The sequence below is a fragment of the Dolichospermum sp. UHCC 0352 genome (assembly GCF_009711925.1).
Lineage (GTDB): Bacteria > Cyanobacteriota > Cyanobacteriia > Cyanobacteriales > Nostocaceae > Dolichospermum > Dolichospermum lemmermannii.
This window is the reverse complement of the sequence record NZ_VIKY01000131.1, coordinates 38,714-59,392: the sequence shown is the minus strand read 5'-3', so window position 1 is coordinate 59,392 and position 20,679 is coordinate 38,714. Positions and strand designations below refer to the sequence as shown.

18 protein-coding genes and 1 pseudogene are annotated in these 20,679 nt (G+C 39.3%); 9 read left to right on the top strand and 10 right to left on the bottom strand.

The features are described from left to right. Positions 1-173: 173 nt before the first annotated feature. Entirely contained in the window at positions 174-1,607 is a 1,434-nt protein-coding gene (locus tag FJR06_RS09145) for a carotenoid oxygenase family protein (RefSeq protein WP_015083273.1), read from the bottom strand. A 399-nt stretch (positions 1,608-2,006) separates the two neighbouring features. Beyond that, positions 2,007-2,165: pseudogene (locus tag FJR06_RS09140) on the bottom strand (transposase); the annotation flags it as partial. A gap of 470 nt (positions 2,166-2,635) precedes the next feature. Between FJR06_RS09140 and FJR06_RS09135 the strand changes: the two are divergent. The 4 genes from FJR06_RS09135 to FJR06_RS09120 all read left to right on the top strand — a co-directional run bounded on the left by FJR06_RS09135 (position 2,636) and on the right by FJR06_RS09120 (position 5,923). Beyond that, a complete protein-coding gene (locus tag FJR06_RS09135; RefSeq protein ID WP_168651281.1) occupies positions 2,636-3,394 on the top strand; it encodes a thioesterase II family protein in 759 nt (252 codons plus the stop codon). A 288-nt stretch (positions 3,395-3,682) separates the two neighbouring features. Then, positions 3,683-4,147: an Hsp20/alpha crystallin family protein gene (locus FJR06_RS09130; protein ID WP_015083275.1), complete on the top strand. Its 465-nt coding sequence runs from the start codon at positions 3,683-3,685 to the stop codon at positions 4,145-4,147. A gap of 551 nt (positions 4,148-4,698) precedes the next feature. Beyond that, positions 4,699-4,944: a hypothetical protein gene (locus tag FJR06_RS09125; protein ID WP_168651280.1), complete on the top strand. Its 246-nt coding sequence runs from the start codon at positions 4,699-4,701 to the stop codon at positions 4,942-4,944. A 10-nt stretch (positions 4,945-4,954) separates the two neighbouring features. Then, positions 4,955-5,923 carry a hypothetical protein gene (locus tag FJR06_RS09120; RefSeq protein ID WP_168651279.1) on the top strand — a complete coding sequence of 323 codons (969 nt, stop codon included), beginning with the start codon at positions 4,955-4,957 and terminating at the stop codon, positions 5,921-5,923. Between the two features lie 118 nt (positions 5,924-6,041). Here FJR06_RS09120 and FJR06_RS09115 read toward each other — a convergent pair whose 3' ends face one another. Further along, the gene (locus FJR06_RS09115) at positions 6,042-6,527 is read right to left on the bottom strand and encodes a Spy/CpxP family protein refolding chaperone (protein ID WP_168651284.1); all 486 of its coding nucleotides are present in this window, start codon (positions 6,525-6,527) and stop codon (positions 6,042-6,044) included. A 210-nt stretch (positions 6,528-6,737) separates the two neighbouring features. Here FJR06_RS09115 and FJR06_RS09110 point away from each other — a divergent pair, with 210 nt between their 5' ends. The 3 genes from FJR06_RS09110 to dnaG all read left to right on the top strand — a co-directional run bounded on the left by FJR06_RS09110 (position 6,738) and on the right by dnaG (position 10,798). Continuing rightward, the gene (locus FJR06_RS09110) at positions 6,738-7,934 is read left to right on the top strand and encodes a sensor histidine kinase (RefSeq protein ID WP_168651278.1); all 1,197 of its coding nucleotides are present in this window, start codon (positions 6,738-6,740) and stop codon (positions 7,932-7,934) included. A 90-nt stretch (positions 7,935-8,024) separates the two neighbouring features. Next, positions 8,025-8,693: a response regulator transcription factor gene (locus tag FJR06_RS09105; RefSeq protein ID WP_015083280.1), complete on the top strand. Its 669-nt coding sequence runs from the start codon at positions 8,025-8,027 to the stop codon at positions 8,691-8,693. A 194-nt stretch (positions 8,694-8,887) separates the two neighbouring features. Beyond that, positions 8,888-10,798, top strand: a complete 1,911-nt coding sequence (gene dnaG / locus FJR06_RS09100; protein ID WP_015083281.1) for a DNA primase — start codon at positions 8,888-8,890, stop codon at positions 10,796-10,798. A gap of 236 nt (positions 10,799-11,034) precedes the next feature. Here the strand turns inward: dnaG and ilvN are convergent, their stop codons facing one another. Then, positions 11,035-11,553 carry an acetolactate synthase small subunit gene (gene ilvN / locus FJR06_RS09095; protein ID WP_015083282.1) on the bottom strand — a complete coding sequence of 173 codons (519 nt, stop codon included), beginning with the start codon at positions 11,551-11,553 and terminating at the stop codon, positions 11,035-11,037. Between the two features lie 687 nt (positions 11,554-12,240). Between ilvN and FJR06_RS09090 the strand changes: the two genes are divergently transcribed. Beyond that, the gene (locus tag FJR06_RS09090) at positions 12,241-12,579 is read left to right on the top strand and encodes a BON domain-containing protein (protein WP_015083283.1); all 339 of its coding nucleotides are present in this window, start codon (positions 12,241-12,243) and stop codon (positions 12,577-12,579) included. Here the strand turns inward: FJR06_RS09090 and FJR06_RS09085 are convergent. Together FJR06_RS09085 and FJR06_RS09080 are read right to left on the bottom strand one after the other, a co-directional pair. Continuing rightward, complete coding sequence (locus tag FJR06_RS09085) at positions 12,576-12,743, bottom strand: hypothetical protein (RefSeq protein ID WP_235082130.1); 168 nt, start codon at positions 12,741-12,743, stop codon at positions 12,576-12,578. The genes FJR06_RS09090 and FJR06_RS09085 overlap by 4 nt on opposite strands. Beyond that, a complete protein-coding gene (locus FJR06_RS09080) occupies positions 12,712-13,647 on the bottom strand; it encodes an alpha/beta fold hydrolase (RefSeq protein ID WP_015083284.1) in 936 nt (311 codons plus the stop codon). The genes FJR06_RS09085 and FJR06_RS09080 overlap by 32 nt, the downstream gene beginning before the upstream one ends. Positions 13,648-14,051: 404 nt before the next feature. Between FJR06_RS09080 and infC the strand changes: the two genes are divergently transcribed. Next, positions 14,052-14,585, top strand: coding sequence for a translation initiation factor IF-3 (gene infC, locus FJR06_RS09075; protein WP_015083285.1), 534 nt, complete (start codon positions 14,052-14,054; stop codon positions 14,583-14,585). A gap of 454 nt (positions 14,586-15,039) precedes the next feature. On the opposite strand, the gene FJR06_RS09070 is transcribed toward infC, so the two are convergent. The 4 genes from FJR06_RS09070 to FJR06_RS09055 all read right to left on the bottom strand — a co-directional run bounded on the left by FJR06_RS09070 (position 15,040) and on the right by FJR06_RS09055 (position 20,270). Further along, entirely contained in the window at positions 15,040-15,246 is a 207-nt protein-coding gene (locus FJR06_RS09070; protein ID WP_015083286.1) for a phycobilisome linker polypeptide, read from the bottom strand. 215 nt (positions 15,247-15,461) lie between these two features. Continuing rightward, positions 15,462-15,947: an allophycocyanin subunit beta gene (gene apcB / locus FJR06_RS09065; RefSeq protein ID WP_015083287.1), complete on the bottom strand. Its 486-nt coding sequence runs from the start codon at positions 15,945-15,947 to the stop codon at positions 15,462-15,464. Positions 15,948-16,014: 67 nt separating this feature from the next. Further along, a complete protein-coding gene (gene apcA, locus FJR06_RS09060) occupies positions 16,015-16,500 on the bottom strand; it encodes an allophycocyanin subunit alpha (RefSeq protein ID WP_015083288.1) in 486 nt (161 codons plus the stop codon). Positions 16,501-16,877: 377 nt separating this feature from the next. Continuing rightward, positions 16,878-20,270 (bottom strand): phycobilisome rod-core linker polypeptide, encoded by a 3,393-nt coding sequence (locus FJR06_RS09055; protein ID WP_168651277.1) that lies wholly within the window; start codon positions 20,268-20,270, stop codon positions 16,878-16,880. Positions 20,271-20,679 lie beyond the last annotated feature (409 nt).

The window sequence follows — 20,679 nt, the reverse complement described above, 5'->3', positions numbered from 1 at the left end:
TGTCGTTACAAAACTTTACAATTACAAATCAAGTCCTCAAGCTAAAAGGTGGGAAAACCCCACCCCTACATTGATTTAGGACTTACACAGAAATTATTTTCAACTCCCATTCCTCTCTAACCTCTGTGTCCTCTGTGTCCTCTGCGGTTCGTAATTCCTATGATTGGATTTTTCTAAGCAGGTTTCCATGTACCGTGAAAACTGTGGGGGATAACACTGGGTAATCCCAGTTTACAAATAGGTTCTGCATTTAATCTATCACTCGCAAATACCCAAACTTCACTACTATGAGTATGACCATTATAAACCACAGTTAACACCCAACCTTGTTCAGAGTTTTGCGGATTTTGCACATAAATAGGTTCGGAAGGATAGCGATTTTCTCCTATGTTTGCTTGTGTTAAAGTTCCAGTTTTGTGATCAAAACAAGCAATACTATTTAAAAGTTCCTTACTAGCATCTGTTCCTGGTTGAAATCCTGACATATAAGTATAGCGAGAAAATTGACCTGTATTTTGTGGAGGAACACTAGGAAACTCACAATGTTGATTTGAAAGTTGTTCAATTTTAATTACCTTGCCAGTTAAAGGATTAAGTTGAACTTGTGAAAATGTACTATTAGCAATTGTGTGAGTTTCCCCGGTAACTACTTCTCGAAGATATTCATTAGTTTGAAAATCTTCATAACGGGCAATATCCACAATTACCGCACCACTATTATCTACATAACCATTAGCAAAATGCCACTGAAACCAAGATTCAGTTTCTCCTCGACTGACTAAAGATAAATTTTCTCTATCTAGCACTATAATTTTAGTTCCCAATTCAGGATGCCATTCTAGGGAATCACTATAACTCCTTATCCCTAACAAAACAGGCCAAAGATTTAACCGCACTGGGGAAATAAAAAAGACAAGATACTGTCCCGCTAACACAAAATCATGTATTAGTGGTACTCCTTCTAATTCATGTATTGCTGTTTGGATAATTTTGCCAGTCGAGTCACTTTTATAAACATTAATTGTGGCATTTAATCCAGGAGTTACACCAAAATTAAAAATTTCCCCTGTATTTGCATCCCGCTTATAATGGGCAGAATAACTTAATCCCTTAGTTAAACTGCCTAAATCATCTTCACCACAAGTTTCCAAAGTTTGCAAATCTAAAGCATAAGGTTTACCACCTTCCCACAATGCCAAAAGTTTATTAGGTAATGCCAAAACTGAAGTATTCGCCGCATTTTTCACAGGTTTTATCCATTGATTCCAGATAATTCCTGGTGCAGTCATGCCATAATTACCATAAAGCAATTTACCCGCAGCAGTTTCTTTTTGATAACCAGTGGTTTGCACATAACGATAAACCCCAACTGCTTCGACATTGGTAAAATTAACAGCCAGAATTGCCCCATCTCCATCAAACCAATGTCCCACCCCAACACCATTCCGTTCTAGTCTTGCTGGTCCATTCCGGTACAGTGTACCCCGCAAACCATCGGGGATTTTACCTGCAAGAATCGGTAATTGAGTGGCAGAAAATTCCGTTGCAGGTTGAGATATTGCCCGAACCCATGCTTTTTTAGTTGACTTTTTATCAATTGTTTGCATATATAATTGATCATTTGAATAATATTAATATAACAATATTACAGCACTTTCCGGTGTTATGAGGTATATATCCAGCGGGCAAGACTTGTACTGAGCTTGCGATGCCCTGAGCCTGTCGAAGGGTCGAAGTATGCCCGCACTACAAGAGTTTGTACCTCATTAGAGCGAAATCTGCTATATCTGATTTGTAAAAATATAAAAACTCAGATTCCCGACTTTTTGAAGAAATTCAGGATTTTGTTATTTATCTTTAAGTTGTTTAATTAATCATTTTTAGATCATTGATTATTTGGAAATCTCTAAGTTTTGAATCTGATTTTTTCTCTTTGATTTACTCAGATTTTTTCTCAATTCTTCCATATAAGTATAAAACACAGGCGTTAAATACAAAGTCAAAATTTATGCCAGTCGCCGTACCATGATCCGAATGATGGCAAGGTAAATAAACGTCTCTGATGTTTCCGGCAGAAGTTCATAGTCTCTGACCAATCGGCGACACCCCATAACCCAACCGAAAGCGCGCTCTACCACCCAACGTTTTTTGAGCAAGAGTAAGCCTACCTTTGGGTGTTAAAGTCCCCTGCTTCTACAAGCAGCGGGTTTTGCGTCGGGGTAAAATCCCCGTTGCAAAACGTAATTCTAAATTCTGCATTCTTTTAACATACTTTAATTGATAAAAAAGATTCACAAAAAATAGTGCAGAGAATTTCTGCCTTAATTACATTAGCCTATTTTATAAGTCGATCTGATTTTCTGCATGAGCCAAGTTTCCTAACCTGACTAGGAAAAAAGTCACAATAGTTTCATGACTTTTTTCCTAATTTACAGCAGATTTCGCTCTCATGAGGTACAAACTTGAATTATGAAACTCTTGTAGTGCGGGCATACTTCGACCCTTCGACAGGCTCAGGGCATCGCAAGCTCAGTACAAGTCTTGCCCGCTGGATATGTACCTCATAACACCGGAAAGTGCTGTAAAACTAGATCCAGCAATCAAATTAGCAATTAACCCCATATAAACCTCCATCATGACAACTAAAACCACTTTCACATCTTGGATAACTTGCCCTAAACCCAACCCCCAAGCTAAATTACGCCTATTTTGCTTTGCTTATGCTGGTGCTAGTGCCTCAGTTTTTCGGACTTGGGCTGATGATTTACCCGCAACTATTGAATTATGTCCTATCGAAATTCCCGGTAGAGGCAGACAAATCAAATCACCTCCATACACAAAAATCCTCCCTTTAGTCCGAGAAATAGCCACTAATATCATCCCCTGTCTAGATAAACCTTTTGCTTTTTTCGGTTACAGTATGGGTGCATTAATCAGTTTTGAGTTAATTAGGCTACTGCGTTCTGAATATAGTCTTTATCCTTTGCATCTTTTTATTGCTGCCCGTTGCGCCCCACAATTCCCTAGGGAAAACCCACCCATTTCTAAATTACCAGATGCCGATTTTTTAGCGGCAATATCCCAGTTTAATGGGACTGCCAAAATGGTGCTAGAAAATGCCGAATTGATGCAGATTTTTTTGCCGATTATTCGGGCTGATTTTACAGTTTTGGAATCCTATGTTTATACTTCTCAACCACCTCTAAATTGTCCTATTAGTGCTTTTGGTGGGTCAGAAGATCCAACAGTTAGCTATACTGCTCTTTCTGCCTGGGAAAAACAAACTATTGCCCCTTTTTCATTGAAAATGATCGGTGGTGATCACTTTTTTATCAATACGGCTAAAAGCACTTTAGTTAATAGTGTAATTCAATCTTTACAGTGTTATATTTGAGATATTTTTGGCTAAAAAATAGTACCAATATCCACTTTTATATTCTAACATACGAACCTGAAGTTATTAGCTCAATAGTACGGTTATTACGAAGATTATATCTATAAAACCGAACTGTAATTAATTGATTTTCTAGTGCTATCATCTAATTGGGAGGCTAAAGATTAGGCTTCAAGAAGTTAAAAGTTAGAGATTTTGCCAGTAGTATTATTGTTTACCAAGTCACAAGCTGAAGATTTAGTCTCACCAAATCAGAAAGTCCAATAGTGAATTTTTGAGGAGATAGTTATGACACTTGTACGTTGGAATCCGTTACGGGAAATAGAACGCTGGGAACCATTCCCTGAAATGGGTATTATCCGGCAGCAAATGGATCGCTTGTTTGAACAATTATTACCACCTGATGCAGTTGAAAGGGTGGGGTTAACTTTCATTCCTCCGGCTGAGATTGCAGAAACTGATAGTGATTTGAAGTTGAAAGTAGAAATACCAGGTTTGGACGCAAAGGATCTTGATGTCGAAGTCACTCCTGAATCGGTTTCTATTAGCGGTGAGCGGAAGTCGGAAACAACAACGGAAGCAGAAGGTTTGACTCGCTCGGAATTCCGTTATGGCAAGTTCCAACGGGTAATTGCCTTGCCTGCTGTTGTGGATAATGAGAAGGTAGCGGCAGAATATAAGGATGGAATTCTCTATCTAACTATTCCTAAAGCCGAATCGGAAAAACACAAAGCTGTGAAGGTTCGTCTTTAGTTAGTTGTCTTTGATTAGGCTAGATCAGGAAGGGTGAGGGATTTTATAATTACTTCATCCTTCATTTTTTTGTTACTAGTAGTTCGTCAAATTTATTTTGACGGGTAATGATAGGAAAAAACTTCTGTTTTTCCCTCCCCTACTCCCCCTGCCCCTCTTCTCCCCCTGCTTGCCTTTACCCGTCATTTTTGAATTGACAGACTACTAGTAGGCGAGATCATAATTTATTATCAATGGTTCATGTTTAAAAATATGCCTAAAAATATGTTTTCAATTATATATTTAATTCTCAAGATAGATGCTAAAAAAGCATTCTTATATTCACAAGTCTTGAGGGCAACAAGTTTAACCTATATTCCTTTTCATCCTTTTATGTAAGGGATGAGCAATATATCCCAGTCACTGTTAAGATATCGGAAATAGCACTTTGTGTCTCTGAGTTAGATAGGATTTTTTAATTTTTTAGAAAACTTCTATGAAAACACACACTGATACAGTTTCATTTGCTTGAATAGCTATATAAAGAGGATTAAGACTGGCAATTATTAATTATGGCAACCAAAGTAATTGATGTTAGAGAATATACTGTCCGAGCGCACAAAAGGCAGATTCATACGCGAGTTTTCAACTTTGTCTGTAAAGAATGTAATCAGGCTACAAAACGAGAGACTTTCGGAACTCGCCCTTTATATTGTGAATGTTGTCGTCCTCCCCAACCTCCTAAAAAATCACTCCAGGTATCGACACCGAGCAAACCTAGAGCCATGACTTACACCAGCAATATAGATTTAGGTTGAGTGAATTACTATGAATTCTCCAGGACAATTACAAGCACCACCCGATGTGTTTATTACGCCATTGTTGGAATTACGAGATTACTATGGGAGTCTCGCACAAGAGTACCAACGTCTATTTATAGAGGCGCGATCGCAATTAGATAATGTAGAATCTTTGTTGTCTACTTGGTCTTATCCTCATGACAACGAACAAGTTGAGGCTGCTGAAGAAGATTCACTGTTGTTGTTGTCTTCTAATCAGAGTTCTCGTGTAGAATATTTGGATTCTCTAGAGTCAGAAGTTCCTAAATCAGACTCTTTCAAGGTTGATCATTCCCTTTCTGAAGTTAGCAACTCAGGCAATTTTTCCTTTCAACGTCGTCACTATGTTGGTAAAGGGGAAGACGTTCCCATGCTGGCTCAGTATGAAAATATGACTCGCATGGAAGCACTTAAAAAGCTATTGCGAGAATATGTGGGAACTGTCTGTCACATAGATTTTATTGTGCGATCGCTCTACGGTAATTTAGAGTCTACTATCTTTAAAGTCGTTAAAGGTAGAGTCCAATCATCTCTAACTCAAGGGAGAGAAAGTGGTTATTGGTCAGCAATTCCCAATGAACCTGGTTGCTATACCCTAGATGTAAATTCACTAGGACCCATTCAAGGTAAGGGAATATCTAGAAGTATTAAATCCACCAAAACCAACAAACATTTCACCAGACCCCAGATGAAAGTAGTCCCGATGTTGGCACAATTTGATGGTCAATTTTTAATTGATGCTCTGACCTTATTTCTAGAACAAAATGCCGGACGAATTTTCAATGTGAATGAGATAGTCAATGGTATTTATGGACATTTAGATGCTGAAGAAGTCAGAGAGGTCAAAAATAAGGTTCTCAATGAACTATCTAGGGGTCATCGCACAGGCCGCTTTGTGAGAGTTCCTAACCAAATCGGTTTGTATACTTGGGATATGAATATGATCGTCCAGAAATGATCCAAAAAAGGGGCGTTAACAAATTGTAACGCCCTCTCTAAAGTTTGCCTATATACAAAAATGGGATGAGATTTTAAGCCCACCCCTAATTTATTAATCTTATTTGAATAGTCAAGAATTATTGAGGTTTATCTTGTTGACGACGAGAACGCATATTTTCTCGCATTTGCTTCATTTGTGCTTGCTGTTCCGGAGTTAACACAGCTTGCATTTGTTGTTTTGATGACTCTCTAATTTGTTTAATTTGATTTTTCTGTGTTTCAGTTAAGTTCAAAGAAGCAAAAATATCACCTTTTTTACCACGTCCTTCTTGACGTTGCGCTTGATGTTGAGCCTTACGTTCAGCCATTGCAGCTTGTAATTTTGTCTTTTGTTCGGGAGTCAAAACAGCTTCAATTTGAGCGCGGGTACTGCGGCCGATTTCCTTCATTTTAGCTTTTTGTTCAGGTGTCAAATTCAACTTTTGAAATTGACCCTTTTTTTGCCATTCTTTACCAGGTTGAGGTGAGGATGGATTATTTTGTTCCGCTTGAACTGCAAATGGAGTTGCGATTAAAGTTAAAGCCAGAGTACCAGCAATCAGTGATAATGTCTTCAGTTTCATAAATACCTTTTGGTTATGTCGGCTTTCTATAGTTCCTATCATATAGATTAACGCCCAGTAATGATATGAGGCAAAGGTCACGTCTACACCCATGACTTTAGTCATGAAATTAGGATTTCAATATCTTCCTCTCATCCTATTGAACTTGAATCATGATACAAATATATTAAATCTAGGTTAGGCTGCCATTTTTTCAATTATCAATTTTTTATGAATCGTCCTATTCAATTTAATAATCATCCTTTTCGATTTCTACTTTATTTAGAATGGCTACTATTAGGATTTTCAGCGTTAATGGCATTAATGCCATCTCCTTCACCGCGCTTTTCTGTCATGTATCCAGAACTGACAATTTGCAGTTTGACATTTTTCGGTTTAATGGGTTTAAGATTGCCTACTTACAATAAAATCAATAAATTTATTTATACGACTATTGAAGTTATATTAATTTTAATTACTGGCTTTTTTGGTGGTAGAAGTGCGAGGCTTTTTCCCTTTCTCTATCTAATTTTGGTAACTCGCAGTTGTTTAATTTTTCCACTACCAGGAAGATTAGCAGTTACTTTTTCCTCATTTATTTTATTTTTACTTACCCTCAGACAAAGGATGCCTCCTGGACGATTTTCACCAATAGCCCAAGAAAGATTTTGGTTTTTTAGTTTTAGTTTAGCAGTTTTATTTGGTTTAAGTTTAGTATTTGTTTTAGTATTAATGAATACTGTTTTATCTGAACGGCAAAGTCGAGATAAACTCCAAGCTGCAAACGAAAAACTCCGTCAATATGCCTTGAAAATTGAAAGTCAGGCAACTTTGGAAGAACGCAACCGTATTGCTAGAGAAATTCATGATTCTTTAGGACATTCTCTGACGGCTTTAAATCTTCAATTAGAAACTGCTTTAAAGTTATCAAAACACGATATACCTAGAGCAATGACGTTTTTAGCCACTGCCAAAGAACTCGGTTCAAAAGCCTTACAAGATGTCCGTCAATCGGTTTCTACCATGAGATCCCATCCTTTACAAGAACAATCATTAGAACAGGCAATTCAGAATCTTGCGGCAGATTTTCAGCGTTCTACTGGCATTTTACCCAGTTGTCAAATATCCATTATTTCTCCATTGTCTATGGAAGTCAGAACTCCTATTTATCGAGTTATTCAAGAATCATTAACTAATATTTCTAAATATGCCCAAGCCACAGAAGTTCAACTAGAATTAACAACAACATTAGAAACTGTGAAGTTAACAATTCAGGATAATGGCAGAGGTTTTGATTTAGAGCAAAATACTACTGGATTTGGTTTACAAAGTATGCGCGATCGCACGTTGGCATTAGGAGGTGAATTTCATATTCATAGCAGTCATAATCATGGTTGTCAAATTATAGTTGATATCCCTTATTTATAGCAGGGGAGAATATTTTTTCCAATCACCAATCACCAATTACCAATCACCAATCACCAATTACCAATTACCAATTACCAATTACCAACAAAAATGATTAAAGTCTTACTTGTAGATGATCAAAGTTTAATTCGTCAAGGTTTAAGAGCCTTATTAGAATTAGAAGCAGATATAGAAATTGTCGGGGAAGCTGAAAATGGTCAAATCGCAATTAATCTAGTTGAAAAATTAAAACCTGACGTAATTTTAATGGATATTAGAATGCCTATCATAGATGGAGTTGCTGCTACCAAAGAAATTAATCACCATTTTCCTCACAGCAAAATTCTTATTTTAACAACTTTTGATGATGATGAATATGTGAAAGCAGGATTACAAAATGGCGCAATGGGTTATTTACTTAAAGATACACCCTCAGAAGAGTTAGCAGTCGCCATTCGTGCAGTTGACAAAGGATATTCCCAATTGGGACCAGGAATAGTCAAAAAACTAGTCACTCAATTTCCGGCTAATTCACAACCAGTATTAGCTGTACCAGCGAACTTAGCGGAACTCACCCCTAGAGAAAAAGAAGTTTTGCGGTTAATTGCTATTGGTGATAATAATCGAGAAATTGCCAAAAAATTGTATATTTCTGAGGGTACAGTTAAAAATCATGTTACGAATATCTTAAATAGACTAAGTTTACGCGATCGCACACAAGCTGCTATCCTGGCAAATAGTTTTTTTACTTACTTACAACAAAATATTGAAAATAAATAGCACATAATTTGCGGTACTCAAAGAAACAGGATGGTCAGCAGCCTTATTCAGAAGTTTAATTGCTACTGGTGCATCTGATATGTAGTGCCATAGGGAATAGGGAATAGGTGTAGGGGTTTAGCTCATGCTTTATCCCTATTTTTGGATGTGAATCCTGCTATATAATAGATATCACTTCTCACTGTTTACCTCTCATGCAAATTCCCCGCTTACATCCAGACACTATCGAAGAAGTAAAACTCAGGGCTGATATTGTTGATGTGGTTTCGGAGTATGTAGTTTTGCGAAAACGAGGTAAAGATTTTTTGGGGTTATGTCCTTTTCATGATGAGAAAAGCCCCAGTTTTAGCGTTAGTCCTAATAAGCAAATGTATTATTGCTTTGGCTGTCAAGCAGCGGGTAATGCGATTAAGTTTGTCATGGACTTGGGAAAACGTCAATTTGCAGACGTGGTACTAGATTTAGCAAAACGTTATCAAGTGCCGGTTAAAACTTTAGAACCTGAACAAAGACAAGAATTACAACGGCAAATATCTTTACGTGATCAATTATATACGGTTCTTGCTACTGCTGCTCAATTTTATCAACACACTTTAAGACAGTCTCAAGGACAAAAAGCATTAGAGTATTTAGAACAAACTCGTCAATTTAAACAAGGAACAATTCAACAATTTGGTTTAGGTTATGCTCCTGCTGGTTGGGAAACTCTTTACCGTTATTTGGTAGAAAGTAAACATTATCCCGTGCAATTAGTAGAACAAGCGGGATTAATTAAACCCCGGAAAGAAGGAGGTGGATATTATGATGTATTTCGTGATCGCTTAATGATTCCTATTCGGGATATTCAAGGTAGAGTCATTGCTTTTGGTGGCAGAACTTTAACAGATGAACAACCTAAATATCTCAATTCTCCAGAGACAGAATTATTTAGTAAAGGGAAAATGTTATTTGCTTTAGATGAAGCTAAAGACGGTATTTCTAAAGTTGATCAAGCGGTGGTAGTTGAGGGATATTTTGATGCGATCGCTCTCCATGCAGCCGGAATTAATAACGCCGTTGCTTCCCTAGGAACTGCATTAAGTATAGAACAAGTTCGGCTATTATTACGTTACACAGAATCCAAACAATTAATCCTCAATTTTGATGCTGATAAAGCCGGCACAAACGCCACAGAAAGAGCAATTGGTGAAATTGCTAATTTGGCTTATGCAGGGGAAGTGCAATTAAAAATCCTCAATTTACCTAATGGTAAAGATGCTGATGAATATTTACATAGTCACACTTCAGCCGATTATCAAAAACTATTAACAAATGCGCCACTTTGGCTTGATTGGCAAATTCAAAATATTATTAAAAATCGAGATTTAAAACAAGCTACTGATTTCCAACAAGTCACCCAACAAATAGTTAAACTATTGCAAAATATAGTTAATAGTGATACACTTAATTATTATGTTTCTTCCTGTGCAGAAATATTGAGTTTAGGAGATACTCGACTTATTCCTCTAAGAGTTGAAAATCTCCTAACTCAAATTAAACCTGGTAGGATAAAATCTCTAAATCCGCGGACAAGTAATCCCGCAACTAAAACCCCAAAGCTATCTTTAGTTAACACAGAACGCAGTTTACTAGAACGAGCGGAGGCATTATTATTAATTATTTATCTTCATTCTTCCCAGCAGCGGCAAATAATTATTGAAGATTTAGAAAACCGTAATTTAGAATTTAGTCTTTCTCATCATCGCTTTTTATGGCAACAAATGGCAGAATTTACAGTTGATGAAGTTGATTTAATTTCTAGTGTGCAAAATAGATATTTAGAATTAGCAGAAGAACTAGAAATAGTTTCTCATATATTTCATCTCAACGAAAAAAATAAAACAGAAATATTACGAACTCCTCATGTTATTCAAGCAGCATTAGCTTGTATGGAGAGAGTATTTCGAGAAAAACGCTATCGTTATTTTATGGAACAATGGGAAAAAATAGATCCTGAGGCCGAACCAGAAAAAGATAAATATTATGCTGAAGCCATATATATAGAAAAACTTCATTTACAAGACCTTGAGAAACAGCGACAATTTTCTATTACCGACTTAATTTAGGCAAGATGAAATTTTAGCAACACCTAACTTTTAATCTTCATTAGACATCTCCGAAAATGAATGTAGAGACGTTCTATAGAACGTCTCTACAAGGGTTTCAAACCACGCACATTTAATTACCGGAGATGCCTATTATCAAAATAATAGCAGCAGATATAGCCATTACACCATATCTGCTGCTTGATTACATGAAAAACTTCGATGATTAACTTCTTGATCATCCGTTTGCAATTACACTAGACTTTTGCTTGTAAAGACTTCAGTAATTCAGTATTCACACCCGATTCACGAGTCAGAGAAATTTTACCTGTGCGAGCGATTTCTCTCAGTCCAAATTTTTGTAGCATTTGCACAATCGCCACCATTTTACCAGGATCACCCACAACTTCCAAAGTCAAAGAATCTTCAGCCACATCCACAATTCGCGCTCGGAAAATCTGCGACAATTCGATAATCTCCGAACGATTACTGCTAGTAGCATTTACTTTCAGAAGCATCAATTCTCTTTCTACACAAGGAATTTCTGTAATATCCTGCACTTTGAGAACATTAACTAACTTATACAGTTGTTTGGTAAGTTGCTCAATAATGCGATCATCACCAGGAACAACCATCGTAATTCGGGATACTCCTTCCTGTTCCGCAGGTCCCACAGCCAGGCTTTCAATATTAAAACCCCGACGAGCAAATAAACTAGCAATGCGGGATAGAACCCCCGCTTCATCTTCCACAATAACTGACAGCGTATGTTTCATCGGCGACTAAAAGAGCATGACATGAACGCAGACCGGCACTCATAAGAATACCCGGTAAGTGGGAAACTCAGCGGCTGTAGCCCTGAGAGGGAAACGACACGGGCGGTTTTAACCGCTTTGAATCTTTTTTCATTACCGCCTTGGAGTTAAGAAATTCGGGGTACTTTTGTGGTGTACTTTCAACGGGACAATTACCGATTCAAATTTCCCAACTCTGTACGCATAATGTTTTGCTCCAAAGAGCCTCCCATTTCTGGGGTAATGTTAGCTAGATGCCTCCGGCACGCTGCGCGAACGACCAGTTATAAAAGCTTTTTAGACTTGCAACACTGTTTCAGTGACCTTAAAACTGTTTAATTGCAAGTGACAGAGCAGGGAACTAGCTACGCATTCCGGGGTGTCGTGACTTAAATAACGGCTACCATGAGACTAAGCTCAAGGTGGTCTGGTCAGCACAGCTTGCCTGATTACTCTTGCAAGCTCAGTCCCTTTAGGGCTGGGTTACTGACGACTGCAAAGCGAGTTTCGACTACGCTGCATTGTCGGTCTGAATTTTTATTTTATACTTAATAATTACAATCATTCCGTTCCTGTGGAAAAGTTATCTATTTTCAAAGATAGATGCAGCCTTGAAATTAAAGCCATATATTGTCATCAGCAGTGAAAATTGACAGGAACAAAGTATTTATGGGTTGGTTACAAAGAATGTTTGGCTTAGAGCAATCGGAAAGCGGCCAAGTTAATCGAACTTCTAGCGATGATGTTAATACACAAACAACAGAGCCAGAACGCATGGGATTAAATGGAGAATATGACCAAAGTGGTTTAGCCAAGCGCGTAGCATTAGCATTTGATCAAGATCCTGACCTTGATGATATTGACACTATTTGGGTTGCTCAAACAGGTAGCACTGTGGTACTAAAAGGTCAAGTTCCCACCCAAGATATTCTTAATCAACTAATTGCTGTAGCTCACACCGTTGATGGCACTACAGATGTTGATACAACGCAAGTTAATACTAATTAAAATTTACTGAATAATTTTTTAGTCAAAAGAAGAAGCAAGGAGCAGGGGAGAGAAATATATTTTTTGCAACTGACAACTGACAACTGTACGGGCGAAGCATTTGGAGAACTATTTTTGGCAATGACCGATAATTTATCTTCCAAATGCTTCGCCCCTACTAACAACTGACGAATTACCAATCCAATCTAAAATCGCCTGATTAACTTGTTCTGGTGATTCATCCTGGGGACAATGACCGACATCTTCCAAATATAGCAATTGCAATTTTTCATTGTAGCCAACAAATTGATTTGCTAGTTTTGGTGGCACAAATCGGTCTTTTTTCCCCCAAATTAACAGCATAGGAATTGTTAAGTTTGGTAAAATCTTCTTGACACTAGGACTAAAATTAACCCCCGTTGTCGCTTTAAACAAGGCTCTAAAGGCACGGGCAGATCCCCTATCCTGGGGCGGTCCTGCTAAAATATCTATAAGTTCATCAGTAACAGCTTCAGGATTGGCATAAGCAAAACTAGTCCAAGGACGCAGCACACCAGGACGACGCACAAAATAAAATATCGGTTTTAGTATTAATCTGGAAGTCAATATACTTTTAATCCCGCTAACAAGAGGTTGTAAAGCAGTCGGGATCATCTCCTGTTCCAAATTAGGATCAGGTAAACTCATCATCACTATCCCCTTTACCATATCAGGATGGTTAGCGGCTGCGACTATAGAAATTAGTGAACCGATGGAATTACCCACTAAAACCACTGGTTGACGAATAAAGGTTTTCCAAAAATCGTAAACCTGCTCTACCCACAGTTCCACATTGTAGCTAGTTGCAGCCTTTTCCGAAGCCCCAAAACCAATCATGTCTAAGGCGTAAACCGGATGAGATTTACCCAAAACCTCTAAATTATGTCGCCAATGACCAATGGACGCGCCGAAACCATGAAGTAAAATTAAAGGTGTTGTTTTTGCATAATCATGGGGAGGACGAATATAAGTATAACGGGTTTGCCAACCACGCCACACCCAATCCCTTTGATTACCAACTCTTTGCTGCCAATGTGTTACGGTAGTCACAGTTATCTCTTAGTGATTAGTTGGAAACTATTAATTTTGTGCGTTCTTTCTTAATATGTTACATTATATTTGGTTAGCTTCAATGTATACCTAATTTTGCTATCATGGAAACATCTTCTAGATATCATACCTCTATGTATCTCAGAAGAAAATTGTAACAATAGTTATTAGTGTCAAATATCATGTAATTTACGTTAAATAATGCAGTGGAATCAACTCAGAGTCAGACTATACAGTCAATCACTTGATTAAACTTCCCTTATAAATTTGCTACACTAGAGAGGGATATTCATTTTCCAATTCTGAGTTACTGTTGTATTTTGCCTTCAATGGCATATCAAACTAAACTAACTAAATTGAAGACCAGTCCAAAATCTTAACTAATAGAGCTGCCACTAATCATAATGCCTGTGATTGAGAAAAAAAGAACTCGCGATCTGCCCCAAATTAACGAACGGATTCGCTTCCCGAAAATTCGGGTGATTGACACTGATGGCGCACAACTGGGAATTATAACTCCGCAGGAAGCGATACAATTAGCAGAGGAAAAGGAATTAGACCTAGTGCTAATTAGTGACAAGGCTGATCCGCCAGTGTGTCGAATAATGGACTATGGGAAATATAAGTTTGAGCAGGAGAAGAAGGCGCGGGAAGCCCGGAAGAAGCAGCACACGGCTGATGTGAAAGAAGTGAAAATGCGCTACAAAATAGAAGAACATGACTATAATGTGCGCGTTAAGCAAGCTGAACGCTTCCTCAAAGATGGCGATAAAGTTAAGGCTACTGTGATGTTCCGAGGTCGGGAAATTCAACACAGTGACTTGGCAGAAACGCTGCTTAAACGGATGGCTACGGATTTAGAGCCTTTTGGTGAACTTCAGCAAGCACCTAAGAAAGAAGGGCGGAATATGATGATGCTGATTTCACCCAAAAAATAATCTTGTCAACAACCTGGTAATGAGTGCTGTATGAATTAGTGAATAATAGGATCTAAAATTGACCCCAGGGAAATTTTTCCCATTCCCTCAGCATTCAACCATAATTAGATTTATGTCAATTTATTCTAAAATGATAGTCCTGAAGGCTGAGTGGGAAAAATAATACTCAGTTGTTCAGGACTTTTGCTATGTTATTGCATATTTTAGATCGCCGTCCACCACAGGAAAAACTCCAGCGGCTGATAGAACACGGAATTGTGGAACGGGAAAAAATGCCGGATAGTAATGAAAAACATTAAAAACAGATCCAAATCCTCTGGTAGCGGCTCAAGTTCAGGAATTGATGAAGAAATCCGCTCTTTGACATTCTCTGATATGAAATTCTCAACATAAAAAAGAGGTCATTACTGACCCCTGATAAAATCAAAATAAAATAATGTTTGATTTATAGAAATTAAGACAAACCAGTATTAGTACCTTGTTTACCAGTTGCTAATTCCACTTTAACAATCTTGCCACCCATTTTTTGAATCCGTTGTTGTTCACGAAACCAATTTTCATAAGGAACTAACTTAGTAAAGTAAGTATTTTGTAATTCGCGTTGGGTGCGAGTCCGAGTTAGGCTGGGAACACAAGCAGTTACTTTAAATAAACGAGCCATTTTGTTTCAAATCTCCTGATATTGTTTTAGAAACTTTTTTATCTCAAATATCTTGAGTCAAAATCTTTAATTATTTTTTCCAAGGCTGGAAATCAACCATCAATACTAGACTGATAACACTTACAATCAATCAGCAAGAGAACCTTCTAGCAATCATGATTGATCTCCAGACCTTAACAAAGCCGCACCTATATGACTAAGTGCAAAGCTAACTCTTAGCTCAAGCCAGAGGAGACATAGTCAAAGTAAACGCCCATTTCTTTACCAGCGTCAGGACCAACCAAACTAGCGGTTACTTCCTTCATAGCTTGGATAGCTTGAACAGTAGCGCCTACGGGTACTCCCAAGGAGTTGTAGGTTTCTTTCAAACCATTCAATACGCGCTCATCCAAAATGGAAGCGTCGCCAGCAAGCATAGCGTAGGTAGAATAACGCAAGTAGTAATCCAAGTCACGGATACAAGCTGCGTAACGGCGTGTGGTGTACATATTACCACCGGGACGGGTGATGTCAGAGTACAACAAGGATTTAGCTACAGCTTCTTTAACGATCGCAGCAGCATTAGCACTGATGGTTGTAGCTGCACGAACGCGCAGTTCACCAGTAGCGAAGTAGCCTTTTAGCTTTTCGAGAGCAGCGGTATCAAGGTATTTACCTTGAACATCTGAAGAATTGATAACGGAGGTAATTGCGTCTTGCATTGTTGTTTTTTCCTTATTTCCAACCTTATTGCCACAGTTTTAGTTTGAGCCAAAAAACAGCTAAAACTTACTGCATTGCACCAACAACGTAGTCGAAGTAAGAACCAGCTTCACCGGAGTCTTCAGCAGACAACAAGGTAGCAGCAACGTTCTTCATAGCGGCAACGCCACCAGCAACTGCATCAATGGGAGTACCCAAAGACTTGTACATTTCGCGGACACCAACGATACCGATTTCTTCGATGGCTGTAACATCACCAGAAACGATTCCGTAGGTAACAAGACGCAAGTAGTAGTCTAAGTCACGCAAGCAAGTAGCTGTCATTTCTTGACCGTAAGCGTTACCACCGGGGGAAACAACATCAGGACGTTTTTGGAACAGTTGGTCGCCAGCACCTTTAACAATGCGTTCGCGGTTTTCGGTCAATACTTGAGCGATGCGAAGACGTTGTGCGCCACCAGCAACAAAACCTTTGATTCTGTCTAATTCACCGGGGCTGAGGTAGCGAGCTTCTGCATCAGCATTCACGATAGCTTTCGTGACGATACTCATTAATGGATTCCTCCAAAACTAATGGAACCAGAATTTGATTAAACTGGTACGACTTTATATGGTTGGTACTGAATTTACATCTTGATTTACATTTTTAGCCAGATTGACTGGATTTGGTGTAAACCAGGTGGAAAACTCAATTACCTCCCGCAAAATATTGTCCAGTATTATGTTGAGCATTTATTACTGCTCTTAATATTTTGTAACACTTATTTTCAGATTTGCTCATTCTCAGGGAACAGAGAGCAGCGCGGTCTTGGGGTCTCCCCAAGTGGAGCGACTGCGGAGGAACAGGGAACAGGGAACAGGGAACAGTAAAAAGCTAGATAAAACAACCTTTTCTGTCACCTATTACCTATTACCCATGACCCATTTTCCTATCTATTGGGAAGACCACCTGTGAGAACAGAAGGAGACAAGCTAGACCAAGATTGTTTCACCAAGTCAGCTTCAGCTTGAACACTACCCAAGTAGTTACCTGCTGGTAAAGATGGATAGCGTTTGTAGGGAACAACGTCTTCACCAAAGTAACGAGCATACTCAGGACTGTTGACAATTGCCTCTACAGCAGCCCTTAAACCGCTATCAGCCAATAATTTGTTATATTGACGGATTTCGCCTTGGGTAGCTGGTGCGCGTCCCAAGAGGTGACGGAAGAGGAATTCAATTACCTTGGTGTTGGGATAAGGCGCGTAGAACCGTTTGCGATAGATTTCGGAACTGGCTAGTTCGAGAACAAATTCACGCACGGTAATTTCACCGTTACGCAATTTGCTATCCAAGTCAGAACGGCGGAAATAAGCAGGTACTTGACCGCTAAATACGTCCATTACCTGACAGTAGATAGCATTAATGACCTGATTGGTTTCGGGGGAATTTGTCCCAGTGGTAGCACGGTAAATCCGGGCTGGTTTGCGACGGCTTGTACCAACACCAACTTCTACAGATTGACCACGACCATCATTGAAAGAACGACCCAATTCAATAAACAAGGGTTTAGTCTTGTCCATTTTCTTGGCTTGGGCTGCCAAATCAGCGATCGCCTTCGCTAGAATTGGCGTATTCTCAGTTTTAATCCGTGGCTTCACAGTTTCAAAACTAGGAACAACCAAATCATCATTTTGCTTGGTTAACTGGTTGTAAAGCTTCTCGGTATTGGGGAAATTAGCCGCAGGTAAAGTGGGGAAGCGACGGAAAGGAACAGTATCTTCACCAAACACTTGACCATATTCAGCACTTTCAACCATCGCGCTAATAAAAGCCCGAATCCCTTGAGTAGCGAGAATTTGGTTGTATTTACGAATTTCTGCTTGGTCAATAGGAGCGCGACCCAAGAAATGCTTAGTACCCAACTCAATTACCTTTGTATTGGGGTAAGGTGTGTAGAACTCCTTCAGGTACAGGCTAGAGTAACCCAAACCTTGAATAAATTCCTTAACGCTGATTTCACCATTCACCAACTTACTTTCTAGAACCGTGAACTCGTTCTTAGAGATGTAAGGAGCAATATCGCGCTCGAAAATCTGCCGATAAGCGCCGCTAATCACAGTTTCCGCCGCAACCTTGTCATTTTTAACTGCTGTCAGTTTAAAGACCTTGGTTTGCTCACGTTGCTTAGTAACACCTTGGTTAATGCGGAACTCAATATCTGGTTCAGTCCGCATTTCTGTGACTGTACCCAATTCCACAAAGCGAGGTGTTTCCTGTTTCTCAACATTCGCCAAATCTTCGCGGATAGTCCCCACACGTAATTGACGTAAAGACACACCCGCAGGAGTTAGATAGCGTTCGTAAGGAACTGTATCTTCATTAAATGCTTGACTGTATTCTTCACTGTCAAGAATGGCATCAACGACTGCATAAAAGCCCTTCTTAGCAGCAATGTCAAAATACTTATTGTTTTCTTCCCGACCATAGGTAGGACGACCTAACAAGCGACGGTGAATGTACTCAATGGCTTTACAGACATAGAGAGAAGTCCAGTACATCTTCCGGAATAAATCCGACTTCGCCAACATCCGCACAAACTCGCGGACGGTGATATCGCCGTTTTCCAGCTTAATTTCCGCAACTTTCAGCCGTTGACCTTCGTAAACATCACGACCAAAAACTTGTAGATAAGTAGCCTTAATTACCGCTTGGGTAGAACTTTCCGAGAACTTGACACTTACACCCTTAGGAGCTTTTCTGCCAATAGTTCCAGGTAACTGGTCTAACTTGAACACCTTCGCGCCCAAAGTCCCAGGAGCTACACTCCGAGCATTAGGATTGCTGAGTTGGTTATTGATACCAGGACCTTGGTGAATCAAGATCCGGCGAGTATCCTTACTAAACGGTGCAGGGCTGCTGCTGGGGTTGCGGGTTGCTTTCGGGAAAATCGCCCCAAATTGGATTTCCAAGGGGTCATTACCAGAACCGTAGGGATGTTGGTCAGGTAATGGTTGTTCGTAAGCAGCAAAAGTTGTAATAAACTGAGGAACTTTCCGGAAAGGCGCACTGTATTTAAACAGGTCTTGCTGTTGTCCCCAGTTACGACATTCTTGGGCTTCTTGACCCAGACCCCGAATGTAGGGAACTGTTTCTTCACCAAAGTAATCGCTGTATTCGGTAGAATCTACCAAAGCATCAACTAAACCTGCCAAACCTTTGAGGGAAACAATGGCAAAATATTTTTGCACTTCCTCACGGCTACTTGGTCCCCGTCCTAAAATGTGACGGAAAGCCAATTCAATCACCCGGCTGTTAATAAAAGGCTGATAAAACTGTTTTTGGTAAAGGGGAGATTTAGCTAAACGGCGAATAAACTCCTTCATGGAGATGTCGCCATTTTTGACTTTCGATTCTAAGTCAGAAATAGACAAGCTATAAGCACGGGTAATATCGCGCTCGAATACTTGACGGTAAGCCGCTTTAATGATTTCTGTCTTTTCGCTAGAAGACAAGCCGGGCTTCATGGCGTACTTGGGACGACGTTCTGCGGCCACAGCGTAAATTTGTGGCAGTTGTAACCCTTGTTGGTCACCGGAAGGACGTTGACGAACTTTAGTAGAAGGTGTTGGTGCTTTAAATTCTGTCAGCAACACATTCATGTACTCAGTCACAATTTCTGTGGCTGCGGCATCTTTACGGAAATAAGACAGGGACGCTGCTTTGATTTCTTGTAAAGCGACGATGGTTGCTTCTCCAGAACAGGCATTTTCAATAATTTCCCGCAAACCTCTGGTATTTACAGAGATGATGTTGGGGTCGCCAGCGACAATGGCGTAGGTGGCATAGCGCAAGAACCAAGACAAGTCACGTAAGCTTTTGGCCATGTTGCTAGGCCCATAACGAGCGACGTTAATAGGTCTAAAGCCTGGAGGTGTTGGTCCACCAGCAGAAGTATTGAAGATAGAACGGAGGTTTTCAAAGAAACCACCACTACTTTCAACGTAGGTGACTGTTCCTAGTTTCATGCCCTCTTGGACATTAGCACCAGCGCCAACCATTGCCAATTCTTTCTCTTGGGGCTTTTCTAAGAAAGCCATTGGTGAACCACCAATGAAAATCCGGTTAGCCGCACGAGAAACGATGATTTCGGAATTGTCTGTCAAAATTTTGGCAATTTCTAACCGCTTTGCCCCGGAGGTAAAATAACTGCCAAGTTCACTTAGTTCACCTCTTCCCAAAAAGCGGTCTTGTTGTTCCGCTTGGGAAATGGTGGCGACAGGTAAGGTTTGATATAGTTGCGGACGCGCAACTGAGCTTCCACCGCTTGCCTTAACACTCATGGGATTTTTAAGACTCCTATCATAATTGTTTATCTGTTCAGCCTGGGTTATTTATTTTAAGGCTTGACATTTTTGCGTATTTATGAATGTTACGCCTCTAAAACCCAGTAAATTAACTCGGTCGATTTTCAGATTAGAACGTTTTGCGTTTACACTGTTGGTTTATTAAGAAGTATGTCGAATCTGTAATCTAAATTTGATATTCAAGAAGATACATACTTCCATTTTCTGGGATGAATATAGATTTTATCCTACATTCTGTACTCTGATGATTCTTAAACTTATTCATAAAACCAGGGGACAGACGGGAGGCAAAAATGAGAATGCTATATTAGTAACGGGTTGGTAAACCGCTATATTCTCTATTTCGGTGATTGATATCAGAAGTAAATTACGTAATATAAATTAA